The organism is Bacillus sp. NTK034, from assembly GCF_017303275.1.
Taxonomy (GTDB): domain Bacteria; phylum Bacillota; class Bacilli; order Bacillales; family Cytobacillaceae; genus Cytobacillus.
This window is the reverse complement of sequence record NZ_JAFKOJ010000005.1, coordinates 318,592-334,998: the sequence shown is the minus strand read 5'-3', so window position 1 is coordinate 334,998 and position 16,407 is coordinate 318,592. Positions and strand designations below refer to the sequence as shown.

General features: G+C 41.5%; 16 protein-coding genes and 1 pseudogene. 9 read left to right on the top strand and 8 right to left on the bottom strand.

Features of this window, described 5'->3' with window-relative positions:
• The first annotated feature begins 114 nt into the window (after window positions 1–114).
• Both JI665_RS16605 and JI665_RS16600 read left to right on the top strand, forming a co-directional pair.
• Entirely contained in the window at window positions 115–549 is a 435-nt protein-coding gene (locus tag JI665_RS16605; protein ID WP_206840965.1) for a GNAT family N-acetyltransferase, read from the top strand.
• Window positions 550–599: 50 nt separating this feature from the next.
• A complete protein-coding gene (locus tag JI665_RS16600) occupies window positions 600–737 on the top strand; it encodes a hypothetical protein (RefSeq protein ID WP_206841082.1) in 138 nt (45 codons plus the stop codon).
• A gap of 62 nt (window positions 738–799) precedes the next feature.
• Here JI665_RS16600 and JI665_RS16595 read toward each other — a convergent pair whose 3' ends face one another.
• Window positions 800–1,981, bottom strand: coding sequence for an MFS transporter (locus JI665_RS16595; protein ID WP_206840963.1), 1,182 nt, complete (start codon window positions 1,979–1,981; stop codon window positions 800–802).
• A gap of 79 nt (window positions 1,982–2,060) precedes the next feature.
• Here JI665_RS16595 and yeiL point away from each other — a divergent pair, with 79 nt between their 5' ends.
• The 3 genes from yeiL (at window position 2,061) to JI665_RS16580 (ending at window position 5,637) form a co-directional block, all read left to right on the top strand.
• Window positions 2,061–2,732 carry a transcriptional regulator YeiL gene (yeiL, locus tag JI665_RS16590; protein ID WP_206840962.1) on the top strand — a complete coding sequence of 224 codons (672 nt, stop codon included), beginning with the start codon at window positions 2,061–2,063 and terminating at the stop codon, window positions 2,730–2,732.
• A 369-nt stretch (window positions 2,733–3,101) separates the two neighbouring features.
• On the top strand, window positions 3,102–4,031 hold the full coding sequence (locus JI665_RS16585; protein ID WP_206840960.1) for an L-lactate dehydrogenase: 930 nt from the start codon (window positions 3,102–3,104) through the stop codon (window positions 4,029–4,031).
• 34 nt (window positions 4,032–4,065) lie between these two features.
• Entirely contained in the window at window positions 4,066–5,637 is a 1,572-nt protein-coding gene (locus JI665_RS16580) for an L-lactate permease (RefSeq protein ID WP_206840958.1), read from the top strand.
• 68 nt (window positions 5,638–5,705) lie between these two features.
• Here JI665_RS16580 and JI665_RS16575 read toward each other — a convergent pair.
• Window positions 5,706–6,206, bottom strand: a pseudogene (locus JI665_RS16575) (DUF4956 domain-containing protein); the annotation flags it as partial.
• A 40-nt stretch (window positions 6,207–6,246) separates the two neighbouring features.
• Between JI665_RS16575 and JI665_RS16570 the strand changes: the two are divergent.
• The 3 genes from JI665_RS16570 (at window position 6,247) to JI665_RS16560 (ending at window position 9,932) form a co-directional block, all read left to right on the top strand.
• Window positions 6,247–6,561 (top strand): hypothetical protein, encoded by a 315-nt coding sequence (locus JI665_RS16570; protein WP_206840955.1) that lies wholly within the window; start codon window positions 6,247–6,249, stop codon window positions 6,559–6,561.
• Between the two features lie 188 nt (window positions 6,562–6,749).
• Window positions 6,750–7,577, top strand: a complete 828-nt coding sequence (locus JI665_RS16565; RefSeq protein ID WP_312886224.1) for a cytochrome c oxidase assembly protein — start codon at window positions 6,750–6,752, stop codon at window positions 7,575–7,577.
• A 144-nt stretch (window positions 7,578–7,721) separates the two neighbouring features.
• Window positions 7,722–9,932, top strand: coding sequence for a heavy metal translocating P-type ATPase (locus tag JI665_RS16560; protein ID WP_206840953.1), 2,211 nt, complete (start codon window positions 7,722–7,724; stop codon window positions 9,930–9,932).
• A gap of 32 nt (window positions 9,933–9,964) precedes the next feature.
• Here the strand turns inward: JI665_RS16560 and JI665_RS16555 are convergent, their stop codons facing one another.
• From JI665_RS16555 to JI665_RS16545, 3 genes are all read right to left on the bottom strand, one after another.
• Entirely contained in the window at window positions 9,965–10,411 is a 447-nt protein-coding gene (locus tag JI665_RS16555; RefSeq protein WP_206840951.1) for a hypothetical protein, read from the bottom strand.
• 14 nt (window positions 10,412–10,425) lie between these two features.
• Window positions 10,426–11,184: a hypothetical protein gene (locus JI665_RS16550; protein ID WP_206840949.1), complete on the bottom strand. Its 759-nt coding sequence runs from the start codon at window positions 11,182–11,184 to the stop codon at window positions 10,426–10,428.
• Window positions 11,185–11,366: 182 nt separating this feature from the next.
• Window positions 11,367–12,536, bottom strand: a complete 1,170-nt coding sequence (locus JI665_RS16545; RefSeq protein ID WP_206840947.1) for a DUF418 domain-containing protein — start codon at window positions 12,534–12,536, stop codon at window positions 11,367–11,369.
• A gap of 418 nt (window positions 12,537–12,954) precedes the next feature.
• Between JI665_RS16545 and aspA the strand changes: the two genes are divergently transcribed.
• The gene (gene aspA, locus JI665_RS16540; protein WP_206840945.1) at window positions 12,955–14,385 is read left to right on the top strand and encodes an aspartate ammonia-lyase; all 1,431 of its coding nucleotides are present in this window, start codon (window positions 12,955–12,957) and stop codon (window positions 14,383–14,385) included.
• Between the two features lie 275 nt (window positions 14,386–14,660).
• On the opposite strand, the gene JI665_RS28640 is transcribed toward aspA, so the two are convergent.
• The 3 genes from JI665_RS28640 to JI665_RS16530 all read right to left on the bottom strand — a co-directional run bounded on the left by JI665_RS28640 (window position 14,661) and on the right by JI665_RS16530 (window position 16,006).
• Complete coding sequence (locus JI665_RS28640; protein WP_244671221.1) at window positions 14,661–15,227, bottom strand: hypothetical protein; 567 nt, start codon at window positions 15,225–15,227, stop codon at window positions 14,661–14,663.
• Window positions 15,228–15,253: 26 nt separating this feature from the next.
• Window positions 15,254–15,568 carry a nuclease-related domain-containing protein gene (locus JI665_RS28635; RefSeq protein WP_244671220.1) on the bottom strand — a complete coding sequence of 105 codons (315 nt, stop codon included), beginning with the start codon at window positions 15,566–15,568 and terminating at the stop codon, window positions 15,254–15,256.
• 135 nt (window positions 15,569–15,703) lie between these two features.
• Window positions 15,704–16,006 carry a hypothetical protein gene (locus tag JI665_RS16530; protein ID WP_244671219.1) on the bottom strand — a complete coding sequence of 101 codons (303 nt, stop codon included), beginning with the start codon at window positions 16,004–16,006 and terminating at the stop codon, window positions 15,704–15,706.
• Window positions 16,007–16,407: the final 401 nt, after the last annotated feature.

Here is a 16,407-nt window from a genome sequence, read left to right as displayed (position 1 = left end):
GGCTGGAAGGATTTCTATGTGGAAGCAGCGAATCTATAACATGGTGTCTGACTCGAACTCTTTAAAGTATGGGGAGGCACCAAGGGACCAGAAAATTGCTTTCAGGGGGATCACATGATTGAATTCAGAGAAATAGACAGGCATAATTTCCTCGATGTCATAGATTTGCGTGTAGCAGAAGAACAGAAGTCGTTTGTCGCGCCAAATGTGTTTTCGCTTGCACAGGCAAAAGCCTTTCCGGAATGTATTTGCTTAGCGATTTATTATTTTGATGTGTTAGTGGGCTTTACGATGTACTGCATGGATTACGATGATAAGGAATATTGGATTTACCGCCTGATGATTGATGCAAAGCATCAGTCAAAAGGATACGGGAAAGCGGCCATGGAGAAGCTGATTGAGCGGATTAAGCAGGATCAGGAGCATAAGGTGATCTATTTAAGCTTTGAGCCTGAAAACAATCTGGCGAAGGGGTTGTATGAAAAACTGGGCTTTGAAGCAGATGGCAGGGTAATTGATGGGGAAATCGTTTATAAACTAACGTATTAATCAAAAGAGCTCCTGCTGAGGAGCTCTTATTCATGGAGGTGGACAAATTGTTGAAAAAAAATAAAACATGGATTATATTCTTCATAATTTTTATTTTGCTGATTGCGGGCCTGCTAGATCTTAAGTATCAAGGTCTGTTCTTTCAGCTGCTGCCAGAATCCCTTCAATCGAAAATTACAGGTGCCTAATCCGGGGATCAGGCACTTTTCATTCATAATTCCACTTATTTCGGTAAAGGCCAGTCCCCAGTTCAGATCACCAGCTGTCTGGTTTCCGTCCCTTTATTCTTCCCTTCCAATCTCCGGTAAACGAACGCAAGCAGCGCCGCTGGTATCGTACAAACCACCATCCCGATAAACGCGTATCTTGGTTCCATTTCATATAAATACCCGCCAAAAATCGTGAAGATGGCTGTGCTCCAGCTAAGTGCCAGGGCAGAGTATACCCCTTGTGTAATTGGCACCTGTTCATGCGGAACGTATTTAATTAAATATTTCATAAAGGCGTAATGTGCCATGGCAAATGAAAAGGCATGCAGTGTCTGGGCAACCGCAAACATCATCACATGCGGAAAGGCAAATACGAGTATCCAGCGTGAGGTTGAGCCCAATGCTGCCAATGCCAGTAATGAGCCGATTGAAAATTTGCGGAAAGTCCGGTCGGCAATGAAAAAGAATAGAATTTCTGCAATCACGGCAATGTTAATGATCAGGCCGATTAAATATTTGGGAGCGTGAATTTCCTGCAAATAAATATAGCCATAGTTGTAATAAGAAGCATGTGCTGCCTGCAGTAAAATGACTATGACGAGCACCAGGCCGAATTGTTTGATGCTGAATAATTTCATTATGGCCCCTTTTGCCTGGCCGGCATTTGGCTTTTCAGATAAAACTGCAGGCGTATTCATGAAACCGAGTCTTAAAAATACCAGAACGCCGAGCAGAAGTGCCCAGAATATGGCTTCGTCCCCAAGTGCCCCTGTGAAGAATGTCAGAATCATGCCGGATACGACGAATCCGATCGACCCCCAGGAGCGGCTCCTTCCGTAATCTCTTAATTGCTTACTCTGTACGAGAATGCCCGCAGCACTATCCAATGCAGGCATCAAAGCAGGGTAAAAGAAATGTAAAAACAGCGTTACCAATAGCAGGCTTGAAAAAGAATTGGCCGGGATATAGCAGAGAATGGCGATCAGTGTGCCGATTCCCATCCCGTTAAGCAGGGTTTTACTGCTGAATTTTCCTGATAAATAGGGAAAGGCAAAGAGTGTAGAAAGTCCCCGTATAGCCAAACCTAGACTCATGATCAAACTCGCCTGTGAAACGGTCATTCCTTTTATATGAATCAGCCACCCTGTCCAATAGGGCAGAAAAACGCCCCATGTCATAAAGAAACTGAAAAACTGTCTGCCCATCCAGCTCTGTGTATTCATTAAGTATCCCTCCGATATTTGCATGATATCAGGAAGATTCGTACAATAATATGAGATATCTCATATTCTGAGGTGGAGAATGGAAATTTATAAACAGGAAAAAAGGCAGCAATACCTGGAGAAACACTCCATTTCGCATTTATTTTCTTCTCCGATTGAGGAGTTTATGGAAGTACGCGAATATAAGCGGGATGAGTGGATTATTCGCGAAGGCATGAGGCCGGATTACTTGTATTATGTCATCGAGGGAAAAGCTAAAATTTACGTTACGTATCAAAATGGAAAGGTTTCCTTGATCAATATCATTAATGTCCATGATTATATCGGGGAAATGGAACTATTACATGAAGTGTACTATACAAAGGGGATTCAAGCCTCAACGAAGACGATCTGTTTTGCGATTCCTTTGCATCCCTACCGCTCAAGGCTGCTTGAAGATACGACCTTTCTGCGCGAGCTCACCAAGTTTTTAAGTGTGAAAGCCACAAAAATGGCCGAAAAGTATTCACAGAGTCTTTCCTTTCCGCTTGAAAACCGGCTGGCGGATTTCATTCTGCAAACGGCTGATGGGGATGTTTATAAAGAGAAACATGTAACCGTCTGTGACTATTTAGGGGTATCTTATCGCCACTTATTGCATGTTCTTGTGCAGTTTTGTGATAAAGGGTACCTGCAGAAGGAAGGGCGCCATTACCATATTCAGCAGACAGACGCTCTGCACAGGCTTGCTGATGTGCTGAAGAATGAGTGATTTTTATTCAGAAAATCAATAGAACAGAGAATTACGGGCAGGATAAGGCATTTATACAGAAACTATGATCGGGACAAACTGGATGAATCCCGGGAGAAATTATTAAATAATGATAAGTGCCAGCCCCTGTTTATGCTGCAGCTTATAGGGAACAGTGCTTTTATAAAAAGTTTGAGCAAAGACTTGCACGAAATCAAAAATATTGATATATTTTTATTGTGAAGTATTTCACAAATAATTATATCAATTATTTTTTGTGATTAAATGTGAACTAATTCACAATTAGAAAAAAACGAAATTAGAATGAGTGCAATTTTTTTTACGAAATCATGTGAAGTATTTCACAAATAGATATTGGGGGAAATCAAAATGAATATAACATTGGGAAACAAAATAGTACTAGTAGGTAATGGAGCCGTTGGATCAAGTTATGCGTATGCGTTATTAAATCAAGGCTTATGTGATGAATTAATCATTGTCGATTTAAATGAAGAGAAAGCAAAAGGAGATGTCATGGATCTAAACCACGGCATTACCTATGCCCCATCAGCTATGACGATTAGATATGGTTCTTATGAGGATTGTAAGGATGCCGCTCTCGTAGTAATTTGTGCAGGGGCGGCACAAAAACCCGGAGAAACCCGCCTGGATCTCGTAAATAAAAACGTTAAAATTTTCAAATCCATTATAGAGAGCATTATGGAATCAGGATTTAATGGCATTTTCTTAGTGGCAGCAAATCCAGTCGATATCTTATCTTATGCAACCTGGAAATTCTCCGGCCTGCCTAAAGAAAGAGTTATTGGGTCTGGAACTATCCTGGATTCTGCTAGATTCCGTTATTTATTGGGCAAGGAATTTGATACAGCAGCCGTTAGTGTTCATGCGTATATTATCGGTGAACATGGCGACTCTCAATTTCCGGTATGGAGCTTCGCAAATATTGCCGGAACCCCAGTGGCTGAGAGGTTAACAGAAGAAAGAAAAGAAGAAATCGCTGTCCAGGTCCGGGATGCTGCATATGAAATTATTAACGCAAAGGGTGCAACCTACTATGGGATTGCCATGGGGCTGGTCCGAATAACAAAAGCCATTTTGCGAAATGAAAATGTAGTATTGCCGGTTGGCGCACTGTTAGAAGGAGAATACGGCCATCGTGATGTCTATGTCGGGATTCCATCTGTGATTACCAGAAACGGTGTGAAGAACATTGTGGAGCTGTCACTGACCGAGGATGAAAAAAGGAAGCTTGCCAAATCTGTTCAAACCTTAAAAGACATTCAGAATTCAGCATTATAGCGAGTTGACATCCTAGACCAAAGGGGCAGATCATATGTTAGTGGAAACGTTCAATCCTTTTCATAACCTGGCAGTTTCATCCCTTGTGGCAGCCATCCCGATCCTTTTATTTCTGCTTTGCCTGACGGTATTAAAAATGAAGGGTATCCATGCAGCGCTAGTAAACTTAGCTGTTACTTTTTTTATCGTACTTATTATTTTTAAATTGCCCTTCGGAGAAGCGGCGGGAAGTGTTATTCAAGGTGCTGCGGCAGGAATTTGGCCGATTGGCTGGATTATTGTCATGGCTGTATGGCTATATAAAATTTCGGTGGCATCCGGCAAGTTCGATATTTTGCGCGGAAGCATCGCAGGGATTTCCCAGGACCAGCGCATTCAATTTCTGCTGATCGGATTCTGTTTTAATGCCTTTCTCGAAGGCGCTGCCGGCTTCGGCGTACCGATTGCCATTTGTGCCGTGCTGTTAGTGTCACTGGGCTTCAAGCCTTTACAGGCAGCGATGCTCTGTCTCATCGCAAACGGTGCCTCAGGCGCCTTTGGTGCGATTGGAATACCGGTCGGCATTGTCGATACGTTCGGTATTCCAGGTGTCACATCTATGGATGTGTCGATCATGACAGCTCTGACACTGCCGATTATTAACTTTACCATTCCCTTTTTATTGATATGGCTCATTGACGGAATTAAGGGAATCAAGGAAGTATTCCCAGCTATCCTGATCACAGCTGGGGTTTACACCGTCACACAAGCAATCATTACCGTATTGATGGGACCAGAGCTTGCTGATATTATTCCTTCCTTATTAGCAATGGGTGTATTAGCGTTATTTCTGAAAAAATGGAAACCAAAGAATATCTTTTTGCTCAATGGGAAAGAGTGTCAATTTGAACAGCATTCCTTAGGTGAAATTGTTAAAGCATGGTCACCTTTTTATCTATTGACCCTATTTATTTTAATATGGAGTTTTCCGGCATTTAAAGGTCTTTTCGCTGAAGGGGGCCTGCTGGAGTTCACAGTCATTAACTTCGGTATACCCGGATCTTCTCTTAGTGTCAGCATCAGCTTAATTGGAGCAACAGGCACAGCGATCTTATTGGCAGGCTTGACAACAATCGCAACGACAAAATGTATCAATATGGGTGAAGGCTTCAAGCTTCTCCAAAAGACTGTTTCAGAGTTCTGGATACCTATTATCATGATTTGTGCCATTATCGGTATTTCCAAGCTCATGACGTATGGCGGCATGACCGTCACTCTGGGAGAAGCTGTTGCTACAACCGGAAAAATATTTCCGCTGCTTTCACCGCTCTTAGGCTGGATTGGGGTGTTCATGACAGGATCTGTCGTGAACAACAACACTCTATTTGCTCCCATCCAGGCGACAGCTGGCCATGTGATCGGAACCAGCTCATCTCTATTGCTTTCTGCCAATACAGCAGGTGGCGTGATGGCAAAGCTGATATCCCCTCAGTCCATCGCCATTGCCACAGCTGCTGTTGGCGAGACAGGAAAAGAAGCTGATTTGACTAAAATGACATTGAAGTATAGCTTTGGATTGCTGGTGTTTGTTTGTATTTGGACATTCATATTGTCATTATTATTCTAATTTCCTCATAACAAAAGAGACAGGCTCTGCTGATGCCTGTCTCTTTTATATTTACATGTCTGAAATATTTAAGCCGTAAAATTCCCATCATAGCTCAACATAATCGCCGATTTGACTCCTTCAATGGAAGAGATGTTATTGATGAAGTCCATATCATTTTCTTTAACGCGGATTTCGTAGGTGACTTCAGGATCATTGCCGGGCATAACGGATTTGGATTTGAGAGAATGCTTTTTGGCATGTCCTGATATGACGTGCTCCAAAGAGTTTTCAATCGAATTTTCACTGTATCGGATCACCAGAAGATAAGGGTTTTCAATCTTGATTTTATTAATAAAGAAGAACAGGACGATTCCGATTAGAATAGAACCAATAACTGCGAGAGCGATGAAGCCGGCACCGCATAAAATGCCGACCACGATGGCCCAGAAAAGATACACGATATCCATCGGATCTTTGATAGGGGTCCGAAAGCGCACAATCGATAACGCACCAACCATACCGAGTGACAGCAGGACATTCGACGAAATGCCAATAATAATCAGTGCGGTTGCCAGCGCCATAATGATGTGAGGCCAGCCCCCTCAGGATGGCGGAAACCGCGGGGACATGTTCTCCAATCTGGATGAGGAAACAAGAGCAAAAGCTCAGGAAATTATGGAGAAAGAACGGGCAGGAACCATTACCAGAGAAGAGGCGCAGACTCAGCTGGCTGAGCTGGGGGTAGAATTACCGGGCGGAGGAGAGGGCGGTCAGCCCCCGCAGGAAGGCGAAAATATGTTCTCCAATCTGGATGAGGAAACAAGAACAAAAGCCCAGGAAATTATGGAGAAGGAGCGGAGTGGAACGATCACCAGAGAAGAGGCCCAGGCTCAATTGACAGAACTGGGGATAGAATTCCCAGGCGGAAATAGACCAGAATAACAAGACATTCTGATGGGCAACAGCAAAATATAAAAGGAGAAGGGAGATCATTTTCTCTTCTCTTTTTTTTGTTTGATTTAAATTGTGGAAGTCTCGGGGGGATGCTGTTATAAATCACATATTCAAACATAATTATATATAGGTAAAAAACATATTTAATTATTGTTCAAACAGAGGGGAGGCTTTACGTGTTTTATAATGTTTTACTTGAAGACCAGTTTATGTGGAATACGCCATTGTTATTGGGCCTAATGGGTATTGCCGTCTTGTATGTATTAGCAGCAACTCGTCTTGCGGACAAAAAAATGTATCATAAACAGCCTCTATTCTTTTTCTTTAGTTTAGGCTTGCTATACTTAACCATCGGCAGTCCTTTAACAGTGATAAGTCACCTCTCATTCAGTTTGCACATGATTCAAATGAGCGTTATATATTTTATTGTCCCGCCCCTTTTTTTATTAGGAATTCCCAGTCATTTGTTTCATAGGAAAATTTCGATGGTCAACAAAATAAGCAAATGGTTTTTTACTCCAAAGATTTCCTTAATCGTTTTTGCAGTATTGTTCCTGATGTATCATTTACCGGCTGTTTTAAATGTTTTTTCCCAAAATCCTATTGTTCACAATGGATATATATATTTACTGCTGGTATTGTCTTTTAGTATGTGGTGGCCGATTGTGTCGCCTGATCTAAAGCAGCGGCTTTGTGAGGGACGAAAGCAACGGTATGCATTCCTGAGTGGTGTTCTTTTAATGCCAGCTTGTTTATTATTCGTTTTCAGCGCTTTCATAGATGGAGCAAACAACCCCTTCCTTACCCAAATAACATCTCATCTCTGCATACCCTCTCAATCAATATCCTTAACTATACTTCCCCCTCCCTTTAATACAAATTATGACCAGGCAACGGCAGGATTTATTATGCTGGGAATTCACAAAGCTGCTTTAATGGCGACAACGCGGCTTGGGGCTAAGGCAACGGAAACACAGGGGGAAAAGCAAAATAGTTTTCATTAATAAAGCTGAACTTCACTTTTTGAGGTTTGGCTTTTTCTATGAATCTATCAATTCTATTTTTATTAAATCTATTGAGTGTTCTAAAGAGCACCTGTCTTCAATAAAATATATTAATTTGACGGAAAAGAAAGTGGTGAAATTGTTTTGAAAGAAACAAACCATTTAGAAATTAGAGGTATGCATTGTGCCGCCTGTGCAGCAAGAATAGAAAAGGCAGTCTCAAAAATCGAGGGGGTAGAGGAAGTCCATGTAAATTTAACAACTGAAAAGGGACGCGTCACATTTAGCAGTAATAAGATAGGTATCAATGAAATTATCAATAAAATTAATAAAATTGGATTTGATGCGAAAATAGATAGGCAGAATAACTCACAGTCAGAAATGGAGAAGCTTAGAGAAATTAAGGCTCTAAAGTGGAGGTTCTTTGTTTCGGCATTGCTGACTTTCCCCCTGGCATGGGCTATGTTTACCCACTTTCAGTGGGTATCTTTTGTTAAAGTGCCAGAGCTATTCATCAATCCCCTCTTCCAATTTGCTCTTACTATTCCCATTCAATTTATAATAGGATTCCAATTTTATGAAAGGGCTTGGAAATCATTGAAAAGCGGAAGTGCCAATATGGATGTTTTAGTGGTACTAAGCACATCAGCTGCCTTTTTTTACAGCCATTACTTAACTTTCACTAACTTACACTCCTTAGATCGTCCCCATTCGATTGTATTGTTCTATGAAACAAGTGCCTTTATTATTACATTCATCTTGTTGGGAAAATTACTTGAAGCAAGAACGAAAATAAGAACCACACAGGCGATTAAGAAGCTTTACCAATTACAAATGAAAACAGCCACATTGTATTTGAACGGAAAGGAATGTCAATCCCCTGTCGATAGAATATCACCAGGAGATATGGTTATTGTTAAATCGGGCGAAAAGGTTCCAATTGATGGACAAGTTATTGAAGGAAGCTCAATGATTGACGAGTCTTTGCTGACCGGGGAAAGTTTGCCTATTGATAAAGGCATTGGGAACCATGTATATGCAGGAACCATTAATTATAACGGAACATTAAAAATAAAGGTTACCAAAAAAGAATCTGAGACTGCACTGTCACAAATCATTCGAATTGTGGAGGAAGCACAATCTTCTAAGGCACCCATTCAGCACATAGCAGATAAAATAACAGGTATATTTGTCCCGATCATTATTTTTATTTCAGTGTTTACGTTTATTCTGTGGTATATGATGATCCAGCCGGGGCAATTAAGCGAAGCTCTGGAGAAGATGATTGCTGTATTAATTATCGCGTGTCCATGTGCTCTCGGACTGGCTACTCCTACTTCTGTAATGGTAGGAAGCGGACGTGCAGCACAGTCAGGCATTCTTTTTAAAGAGGGGAAATTTCTAGAAATTTTAGGGAAAAGCAGCGTCATCTTATTGGATAAAACCGGAACGATTACAAAAGGAGAACCCCAGGTAACGGACTCATATGTTGAATATTTTAGTGAAAGGGAGTTTTTTGAAATAATAGGTGCTGTAGAAGGTGCTTCGGCGCACCCTGTTGCAAAAGCAATTGTAAAAGAATCGAAAAAGAGGGTATTCCTTATTTCAAATGCAAGTGAAGTCCTATCGATTCCGGGGTACGGGATCAAGGGGTCTGTAAATGGGAAGAAGGTGCTGATTTCTAATCCAACTTACTTTATTCAGAATAAGCTTTTCATTCCGGCTAGAGCAGCTAGAAAGATTGCAAGACTTGAACAAGAAGGTAAGACAGTGATGATCGTATCAATCAATCATGTGTTTGCTGGGATCATTGCTGCAGCTGATGAAGTAAAGCACTCATCAAAATCTGCGGTTGCTGCTTTAAAAGGGATGGGAATGGAAGTCATAATGGTCACGGGAGACAATATGGAGACCGCCATGACGATTGCCCAAAAGACCGGAATTGACAAGGTGAAGGCCAATATCACACCACAGCAAAAGGCAGAAATCATTCAAACTCTGCAGAAGGAAGGAAAACACGTTGTAATGGTCGGGGACGGGATTAATGATGCACCTGCCCTAACAGTCGCAGATGTCGGAATTGCCATTGGCACCGGTTCCGATATTGCGATTGAATCTGGGGATATTACTTTGATAAAAGGCGATTTGAGTAAGGTAGCGGAAGCCATTAAGATCAGTAAAGCTACGATGTCCAATATTAAACAAAACTTTGTATGGGCATTTCTATATAATATTATCAGCATACCTTTTGCGATATTCGGAATCTTAGCTCCCTGGCTGGCAGGGGCTGTTATGGCTTTTAGTTCGGTTTCGGTCGTTCTTAACTCTCTTCGATTGCAAAAATCGAGAATCTAGTCTTAAATATTAATTTCAATTGAGTCAGATTTTCAGGATGGATTTTTGGCATATCCCACTGAAAGTGCCTGGTATTTCCATAATAAATCACTAACAAGTCTAGTCTGTTCTTCCTGGCACTGTATAACAACTGTAACCTCATGATTATTTCTTTTTTGACTGGGTTGGTTTTTCAGTTTTTTATATAAAAAGTATGACCCAACACCTATGGCAAAACCAATAACTGCACCAATTAGCCCCCAGATAATAGGCCCATAAGTCAGAGCGAATCCCATGCTCGCTCCAATAGCTGCTGCTCCAGTGGCAAATGAAATACCTACCTCAAAAGCATGTGGCCTAAGCGGGCTGTAATGTTGTTTCCTGTGGCTTTTATCCATGAAAACAACAAGGATATGCTCTCTTAAAATGGAGGTGTCCTCTAACTCAGCTAATGCCTGCTCTAATTCAATTGATTGTTCAAATATGCCAAATATTAACATTGTCAAGCACCTGCTTAGGGGAAAATTCTAAGTTTAGCATTCTGATAACGCATGGAAAGAAGCTGGCGTTGCGCCATCTCAAAAAGGTGATTGTGTCCAATGGTTGTGATGTATGAATGATAGATGGAGCCGCCCATAACGGATGGCATAAATAACAGCCAGTGTGGATGCAGCATGGAAATAGACTGGCCAAGGTGCCCGTGCAATAGACTAAATATAGATTCATGCATGCTGGACAACATGAGATATATCCACCACCAAAACATCGCATAAAAAGCAAGTCCAAACCGGTGGTTGTATAATTGCCCCAGTCCAGGAAAGAAAAAAGAGTAAACGGCCCCCATGACAGGGCTTTTCCTTTCAAGATATTGAATTTCAGACGCAGTAATATTGATGCTGGGAATCGGTTTATTCTCCATGCATGTTAGAACATAAAGCTTATTATGGAACAAGGCTGACCGAAAACTATCTCCCATAGCAATTAAATATATTAAAAGATATCCGAATGCCCATTTGGGTTCCAGTACTGCCTTTGCAAGCTCAAATTCTCCGCAAAAGGAATACATCATTGCTTCATTAATATGAGCTAAAGTATTTATGATTACTTCAGAAAGGGTTAATAAAGTAGCCCTTAAATACTGATTAAGCAAATAGTGTCCAAATCCCGGAAAAACTGCAGACCACCAAGCAACCATATAGGGGTTCTGGTATCTCAAATGTGTAATACCAAATGTATTAATTCTGGAAAGAGGTCTTCGCAGATAAGTGTCCATGTTTATTCCTTCTTACCTTTTTTTATTGCAATAATTAGTAGGTTACCCATTAATGGGACGGGCATGTAATTTTTTGCTATAAAACATCCTTTTAGATTTTAGGTGTGAGCATGCCAAGGTAAGCGCCCTTAAGATAAACTAAGACAGCCAAGTACTTTATAATTACTTGGCCGTCTTTTGATTTATTTATTTTTATATACCAATCTCCTCAACAATACTTCCAATGGCCCATTCAGGTTCATTTTTTCCAAAATCATGGCTAAGAGGACTGAAAGCCCCCAAATCCCAACAGCAATCATTGCGGCAGTCCCGTTGCTTACACGCCCTCCTAAATCAAGTGCTACTGGTGAGAAGAAGAGAACGAGAAGCGTCTCATTCCAAACATAGAAGGTTAGCGACCGTTTACCTAGGGCTGTTAAGGAGAGGATATAACCTCCAGGCTCTTTCATCTTTGCTCCAATGATCCCGAAAATTGCAGCATAAGCCAAACCGCCTGCAATTCCGGTTAAAATGTGCAGTCCATTTATAAACCCGGCTGTAAATAAATCCGGGTGCCATATGGTTCCCAAAAGGGATAAAGGCAGTGCTCCCAACAATGAGACGGTCAATCCTATAAAGGTAATGGAATAAATCGTTTTTAACTGCTTCTCCGGTTTGATTAATAACCGGTTTCTGGCAATCCACATGCCGAGCAGAACGGAGGGAAGAACCGGGAACATTAAATGTATGAGAATAGGGATGGAAGGAAAAGTAACTAGACTTATAAAAGCTGTGTGAAGGTAGTTGTCAGCTGCTGAAACTTCCGGCGGGAAACCATAACCTCCGACTTCCAGCATATTGAACCCCCATGCTATCGGAAGAAAAATGATATAGAATAAAGTGATAAAAATAAAGGCTCGTATCAGTGTTTTGGTTCCGCTTGTTAAAAGCCGGCTCACAAGCAGCCCGGCTAAACCGTAGGCCATAAGAATGTCCTGTCCTCCGATGATGACCGCCAAAACAACCCCAAATAGAATCAAATACCAGGAACGCCTTCTTATCGTCATTATGGCTTCTTTTTCTCTTATTCCTTTAGAGGCTCGACTTTCAAATGCCAGAGAAAGCCCGTACCCGAATAATACGGCAAACATCGCTCTTGCTCTGTTATCAATAAAGAAATGGCCAAAAAAGTTAACTATTTGATCAAGGAAGGTGATAGCCTCTACTCTTTGCATAACCCCGGGTTCGGAGGTGTACAAATAGAGCGGGGCATGTGCCAGTGCAATCAGCAGAAGCATTGTGCCTCTGGCTAGATCCAGTGAAACAGCACGTTTTTTTGGTCCAGCTGTTTTAATACTTGATTGATCAGACATGCTGATTTTCTCCTTTGTCTTTAATAAACACGCTAGCTTGATTAAATATTTGAATTGATTGGTTTATCTCTAAGGTTCGGTTTCGGATAAATTAAACAATGAGCTTCTTAATCAATAGAATACGCTCATCTGAATAAAGCTTTCTTAGGGAATAGACAAATTTATTATAAGATCACGAAAGCAGCTATTTCCGGTTTAAAAGGCAATTTAAATATTAGGTCGTATTTAAGGTTATGTCAATTGCATAAGATAGTTGGCAAAGTGCAGTTAAAGGGTGAAATCAGCAATCCAAAAAGGCAATTTATTATTGTTCCATAACCATTGCTTATTCCCTCCATCCGGATTATAGTGGATACGAAGGATTAGTATTACAAAACCTATATATATCTGAAAGGTTTATATAAAGGAGAAGAAGTATATGCTAGCAGCAAAGAACAGCTTCAGAATTGAAAAAGACTTTCTAGGTTCTAAGGAAGTTCCGGCTGGAGCCTATTATGGCGTTCAGACGCTTCGTGCGGTTGAGAACTTTCCGATTACAGGCTACCGGATCCATCCGGAGTTAATCAAGGCAATGGCAATAGTGAAAAAGGCAGCGGCATTGGCAAATATGGAGGTTAAGCGCCTTTATTCAGGTATTGGAGACCCTATCGTACAGGCAGCGGATGAAATGATTGAAGGACTGTGGCATGATCAGGTCATTGTCGACCCAATTCAGGGCGGTGCCGGGACGTCTATTAATATGAATATTAATGAAATCCTTGCAAACCGTGCAATTGAAATTATGGGCTATGAAAAAGGTGATTATTCACATTGCAGCCCTAATACTCATGTCAATATGTCACAATCGACGAATGATGCCTTCCCGACAGCAATGCATATCTCGGTTTTAAATCTGATGGATCAATTAATCGCGACAATGGAACATATGCACTCCGTTTTCCTTGAAAAATCAAAGGAATTCAGCCACGTGATTAAAATGGGACGGACTCATCTGCAAGATGCCGTGCCAATCAGGCTTGGCCAGGAATTTGAAGCTTACAGCCGTGTCATAGCGCGAGACATAAAGCGCATTCAGCAATCCAAACAGCACTTATATGAATTGAACATGGGGGCAACGGCAGTCGGAACCGGACTGAATGCCATCCCTAAATACATTGACTTAGTGGTGAAGCATATTGCCGACATCAGCGGCCTGCCATTTACAGGGGCAGAGCATCTTGTAGATGCCACTCAGAATACGGATTCTTATACAGAAGTCTCAGGAGCATTGAAAATCTGTATGATCAATATGTCCAAAATAGCGAATGATTTGCGCTTAATGGCTTCTGGCCCAAGAGCAGGCCTAGCGGAAATTTCACTTCCAGCAAGACAGCCGGGCTCTTCCATCATGCCTGGGAAAGTAAACCCTGTTCTGCCGGAGCTTATTAATCAGGTGGCATTCCAGGTCATCGGGAACGACCATACGATCTCACTTGCTTCAGAAGCAGGACAGCTTGAACTGAACGTCATGGAGCCAGTTCTGATCTTTAATCTTCTGCAATCGATCAGCATTATGAACAATGCATTCAATACGTTTACAGAGCATTGTGTAAAAGGAATCGAAGCCAACGAAGAAAGATTAAAGGAATACGTTGAGAAAAGTGTGGGCATCATCACCGCGGTTAACCCTCACCTTGGGTATGAAGTTGTATCAAGAATTGCGAGAGAAGCCATTTTAACAGGCTCTCCAATCAGGGAACTATGCCTGAAATATGATGTGCTGACTGAAGAAGAACTGGATTTAATCCTCGATCCATATGAAATGACCGATCCTGGCATCGCAGGCGCTGCGCTGCTGGAGAGGGACTGATGTCTTCCTTCACCCCCAATACTGTTGGGGGTTTTTTTGCTTATTCGGACAGGAAAAGCCGAAATTCGAGAGAAGGAGTCCGAATCCGGTTCCCATTCGGACAGGAACAGCAGAAATCGAAGGGAAGCAGTATGAACCTAGGCCTTATTCGGACAGGAGCAGCAGAAATTCGAGAGAAGCAGTCCGAATCCAGGTCTCATTCGGACAGGAATGGTCGAAAACCGAAGGAAGGAGTCCGAATCCAATTCTTAATCCATAAATAATCAATGAATCATTCAAACATAATAAGTATCCCTTGTAGTTCCCAATGCTTTATAGTTTTTCTTTAAAACTCTGCAAAAAGTCTTCTTGCTTAAATCTGCGCTGCACCACTCATAAATGCTTTGGGTAGTAATCTTCCGTTCGGGAAAAAGCACCATAAATTCACTAACACTACGCAGAATAGCTCGTTCAATTTTTTCATGCCCACCGCACTTTCCACATACAAAGTTATTATTCTTTACGGATAGGAGCATGGATTTACAGGCTTCACAATACATTCCTTTTAGCAGCTTGTCGTATTGATATTCGGGCACCGAAGTAAATGGATTTTTCGTTTGGTGTAGGGAAAGCAGGTTTTGTGCTAGTTTCCTGTGCCCATCATTCAGTTTGGATGGAAATTTATTTAAATCATTCAAATAGCGGTTTACCTGGGTTGGCAGAATAATGGGCTCGTCCAAAGGGGCTTGATATAAGGTGAATTCACGATTAATAAAGATAACGGAGGCTTCAACAGGATAGTTTTGCTTGAGGGTTTGGAGCAGCTGACGGAATAGGGTGGCACTTCTTTTTAATTGGTACACAGGGTTTTTATACTCCCGTCCGGTATTCACGCTAAAAAGTTTGTCCGATTCCAGGTAACATCTCCCTGGTAATTTTTTATATCTAAAAGATGAATCATACCTTGTGAAATGATCAAGGCATCGATTTGAAAAAATGAATTATTTACTTCCAAGAGCAGGTCATTAATAATTAACCTCTCTTCTTCCAGGCTTTCTGCCAGAAGGTCAAATTTCACCTCTCCTTCATAGTCCTTTTCAAGGTTGGAGTAGTGAAACCTTTCCTTTTCAGTAAACTCCATTCGGATGTTTAAAAATCTCATAGACATTAATTCATCCGGTACGGATCTTCTTTTAAGTAACATTATGCACTTCCTTCCTTAACCTCTAAGTTAATTTTATCAAAATACAATTCCTTCTAAAACAACCTAGCCTTAACTCCAGACAATTTCAATTTAAATTCATCCAATACTTTTCTTCTTTCCTCATAGTCCTGTTTATCACCTTCTTTCCAAAGGTGAAGGTCCCCGCCTTTTTCGAGGTATTCTTAGGGCTTTCTTTTTGATTTTGCTTTGCAGTGCCCGGTGCCTTAATTGCAGAGCAGCCAGTGAAATATAAAGAATTGATAGGTCTGCCTGGGCATCCTTTTCATCTTCATAATCCTGAAATTCCTCTAACCATGATTCAAGTATGATTTTTGTCGCTTTCCTTGGACTGCAGCCTTCATCCAGCAGATCATTCCATTCATCCTGAATGTCGCAGGACAAATCATCTTCCCATAGCTCAGGTCCCCATGCACCCATTGAAGCAGCCTCCTAAAAAAATTTATTTATAGACATAATTATACATCCAGCACGTCAGGCAGAACACTAGAAATAGACAAACACGGGGGATTGTGGGATTCCGAGGAAAGGGCAAAAGCAGAAGTTATGGAGACCCTCCCCTTCGCCGATATTGAAAAATTTTCTGAGGAGGAACTCACCTTTTAACGGGATGCAGTGATATCGAAGAAGGAATATCCCGGCTTTCTGAAAATCAGCTGACTATCGTTACATTGGTCAGTGACGGCTGCATCTTCTGTTATAAATGTGAGTTTCCGGGCTCCTTTATCGCATACATGAATCTTCTAAAGCTTTAGAGCATTCGCATGACGAGATGGCCACCATGATTCGCTTCGCAAATGTGTCAGGAGGCCTGGCCGTCA

Bases quoted from the DNA above. Each gene is read 5' to 3' on its own strand.
- JI665_RS16605 (WP_206840965.1), top strand. From the start codon at position 115: ATGATTGAATTCAGAGAAATAGACAGGCATAATTTCCTCGATGTCATA.
- JI665_RS16595 (WP_206840963.1), bottom strand. From the start codon at position 1,981: ATGAATACACAGAGCTGGATGGGCAGACAGTTTTTCAGTTTCTTTATG.
- yeiL (WP_206840962.1), top strand. From the start codon at position 2,061: ATGGAAATTTATAAACAGGAAAAAAGGCAGCAATACCTGGAGAAACAC.
- JI665_RS16585 (WP_206840960.1), top strand. From the start codon at position 3,102: ATGAATATAACATTGGGAAACAAAATAGTACTAGTAGGTAATGGAGCC.
- JI665_RS16580 (WP_206840958.1), top strand. From the start codon at position 4,066: ATGTTAGTGGAAACGTTCAATCCTTTTCATAACCTGGCAGTTTCATCC.
- JI665_RS16570 (WP_206840955.1), top strand. From the start codon at position 6,247: ATGTTCTCCAATCTGGATGAGGAAACAAGAGCAAAAGCTCAGGAAATT.
- JI665_RS16555 (WP_206840951.1), bottom strand. From the start codon at position 10,411: ATGTTAATATTTGGCATATTTGAACAATCAATTGAATTAGAGCAGGCA.
- JI665_RS16550 (WP_206840949.1), bottom strand. From the start codon at position 11,184: ATGGACACTTATCTGCGAAGACCTCTTTCCAGAATTAATACATTTGGT.
- JI665_RS16545 (WP_206840947.1), bottom strand. From the start codon at position 12,536: ATGTCTGATCAATCAAGTATTAAAACAGCTGGACCAAAAAAACGTGCT.
- aspA (WP_206840945.1), top strand. From the start codon at position 12,955: ATGCTAGCAGCAAAGAACAGCTTCAGAATTGAAAAAGACTTTCTAGGT.
- JI665_RS28635 (WP_244671220.1), bottom strand. From the start codon at position 15,568: ATGTTACTTAAAAGAAGATCCGTACCGGATGAATTAATGTCTATGAGA.
- JI665_RS16530 (WP_244671219.1), bottom strand. From the start codon at position 16,006: ATGGGTGCATGGGGACCTGAGCTATGGGAAGATGATTTGTCCTGCGAC.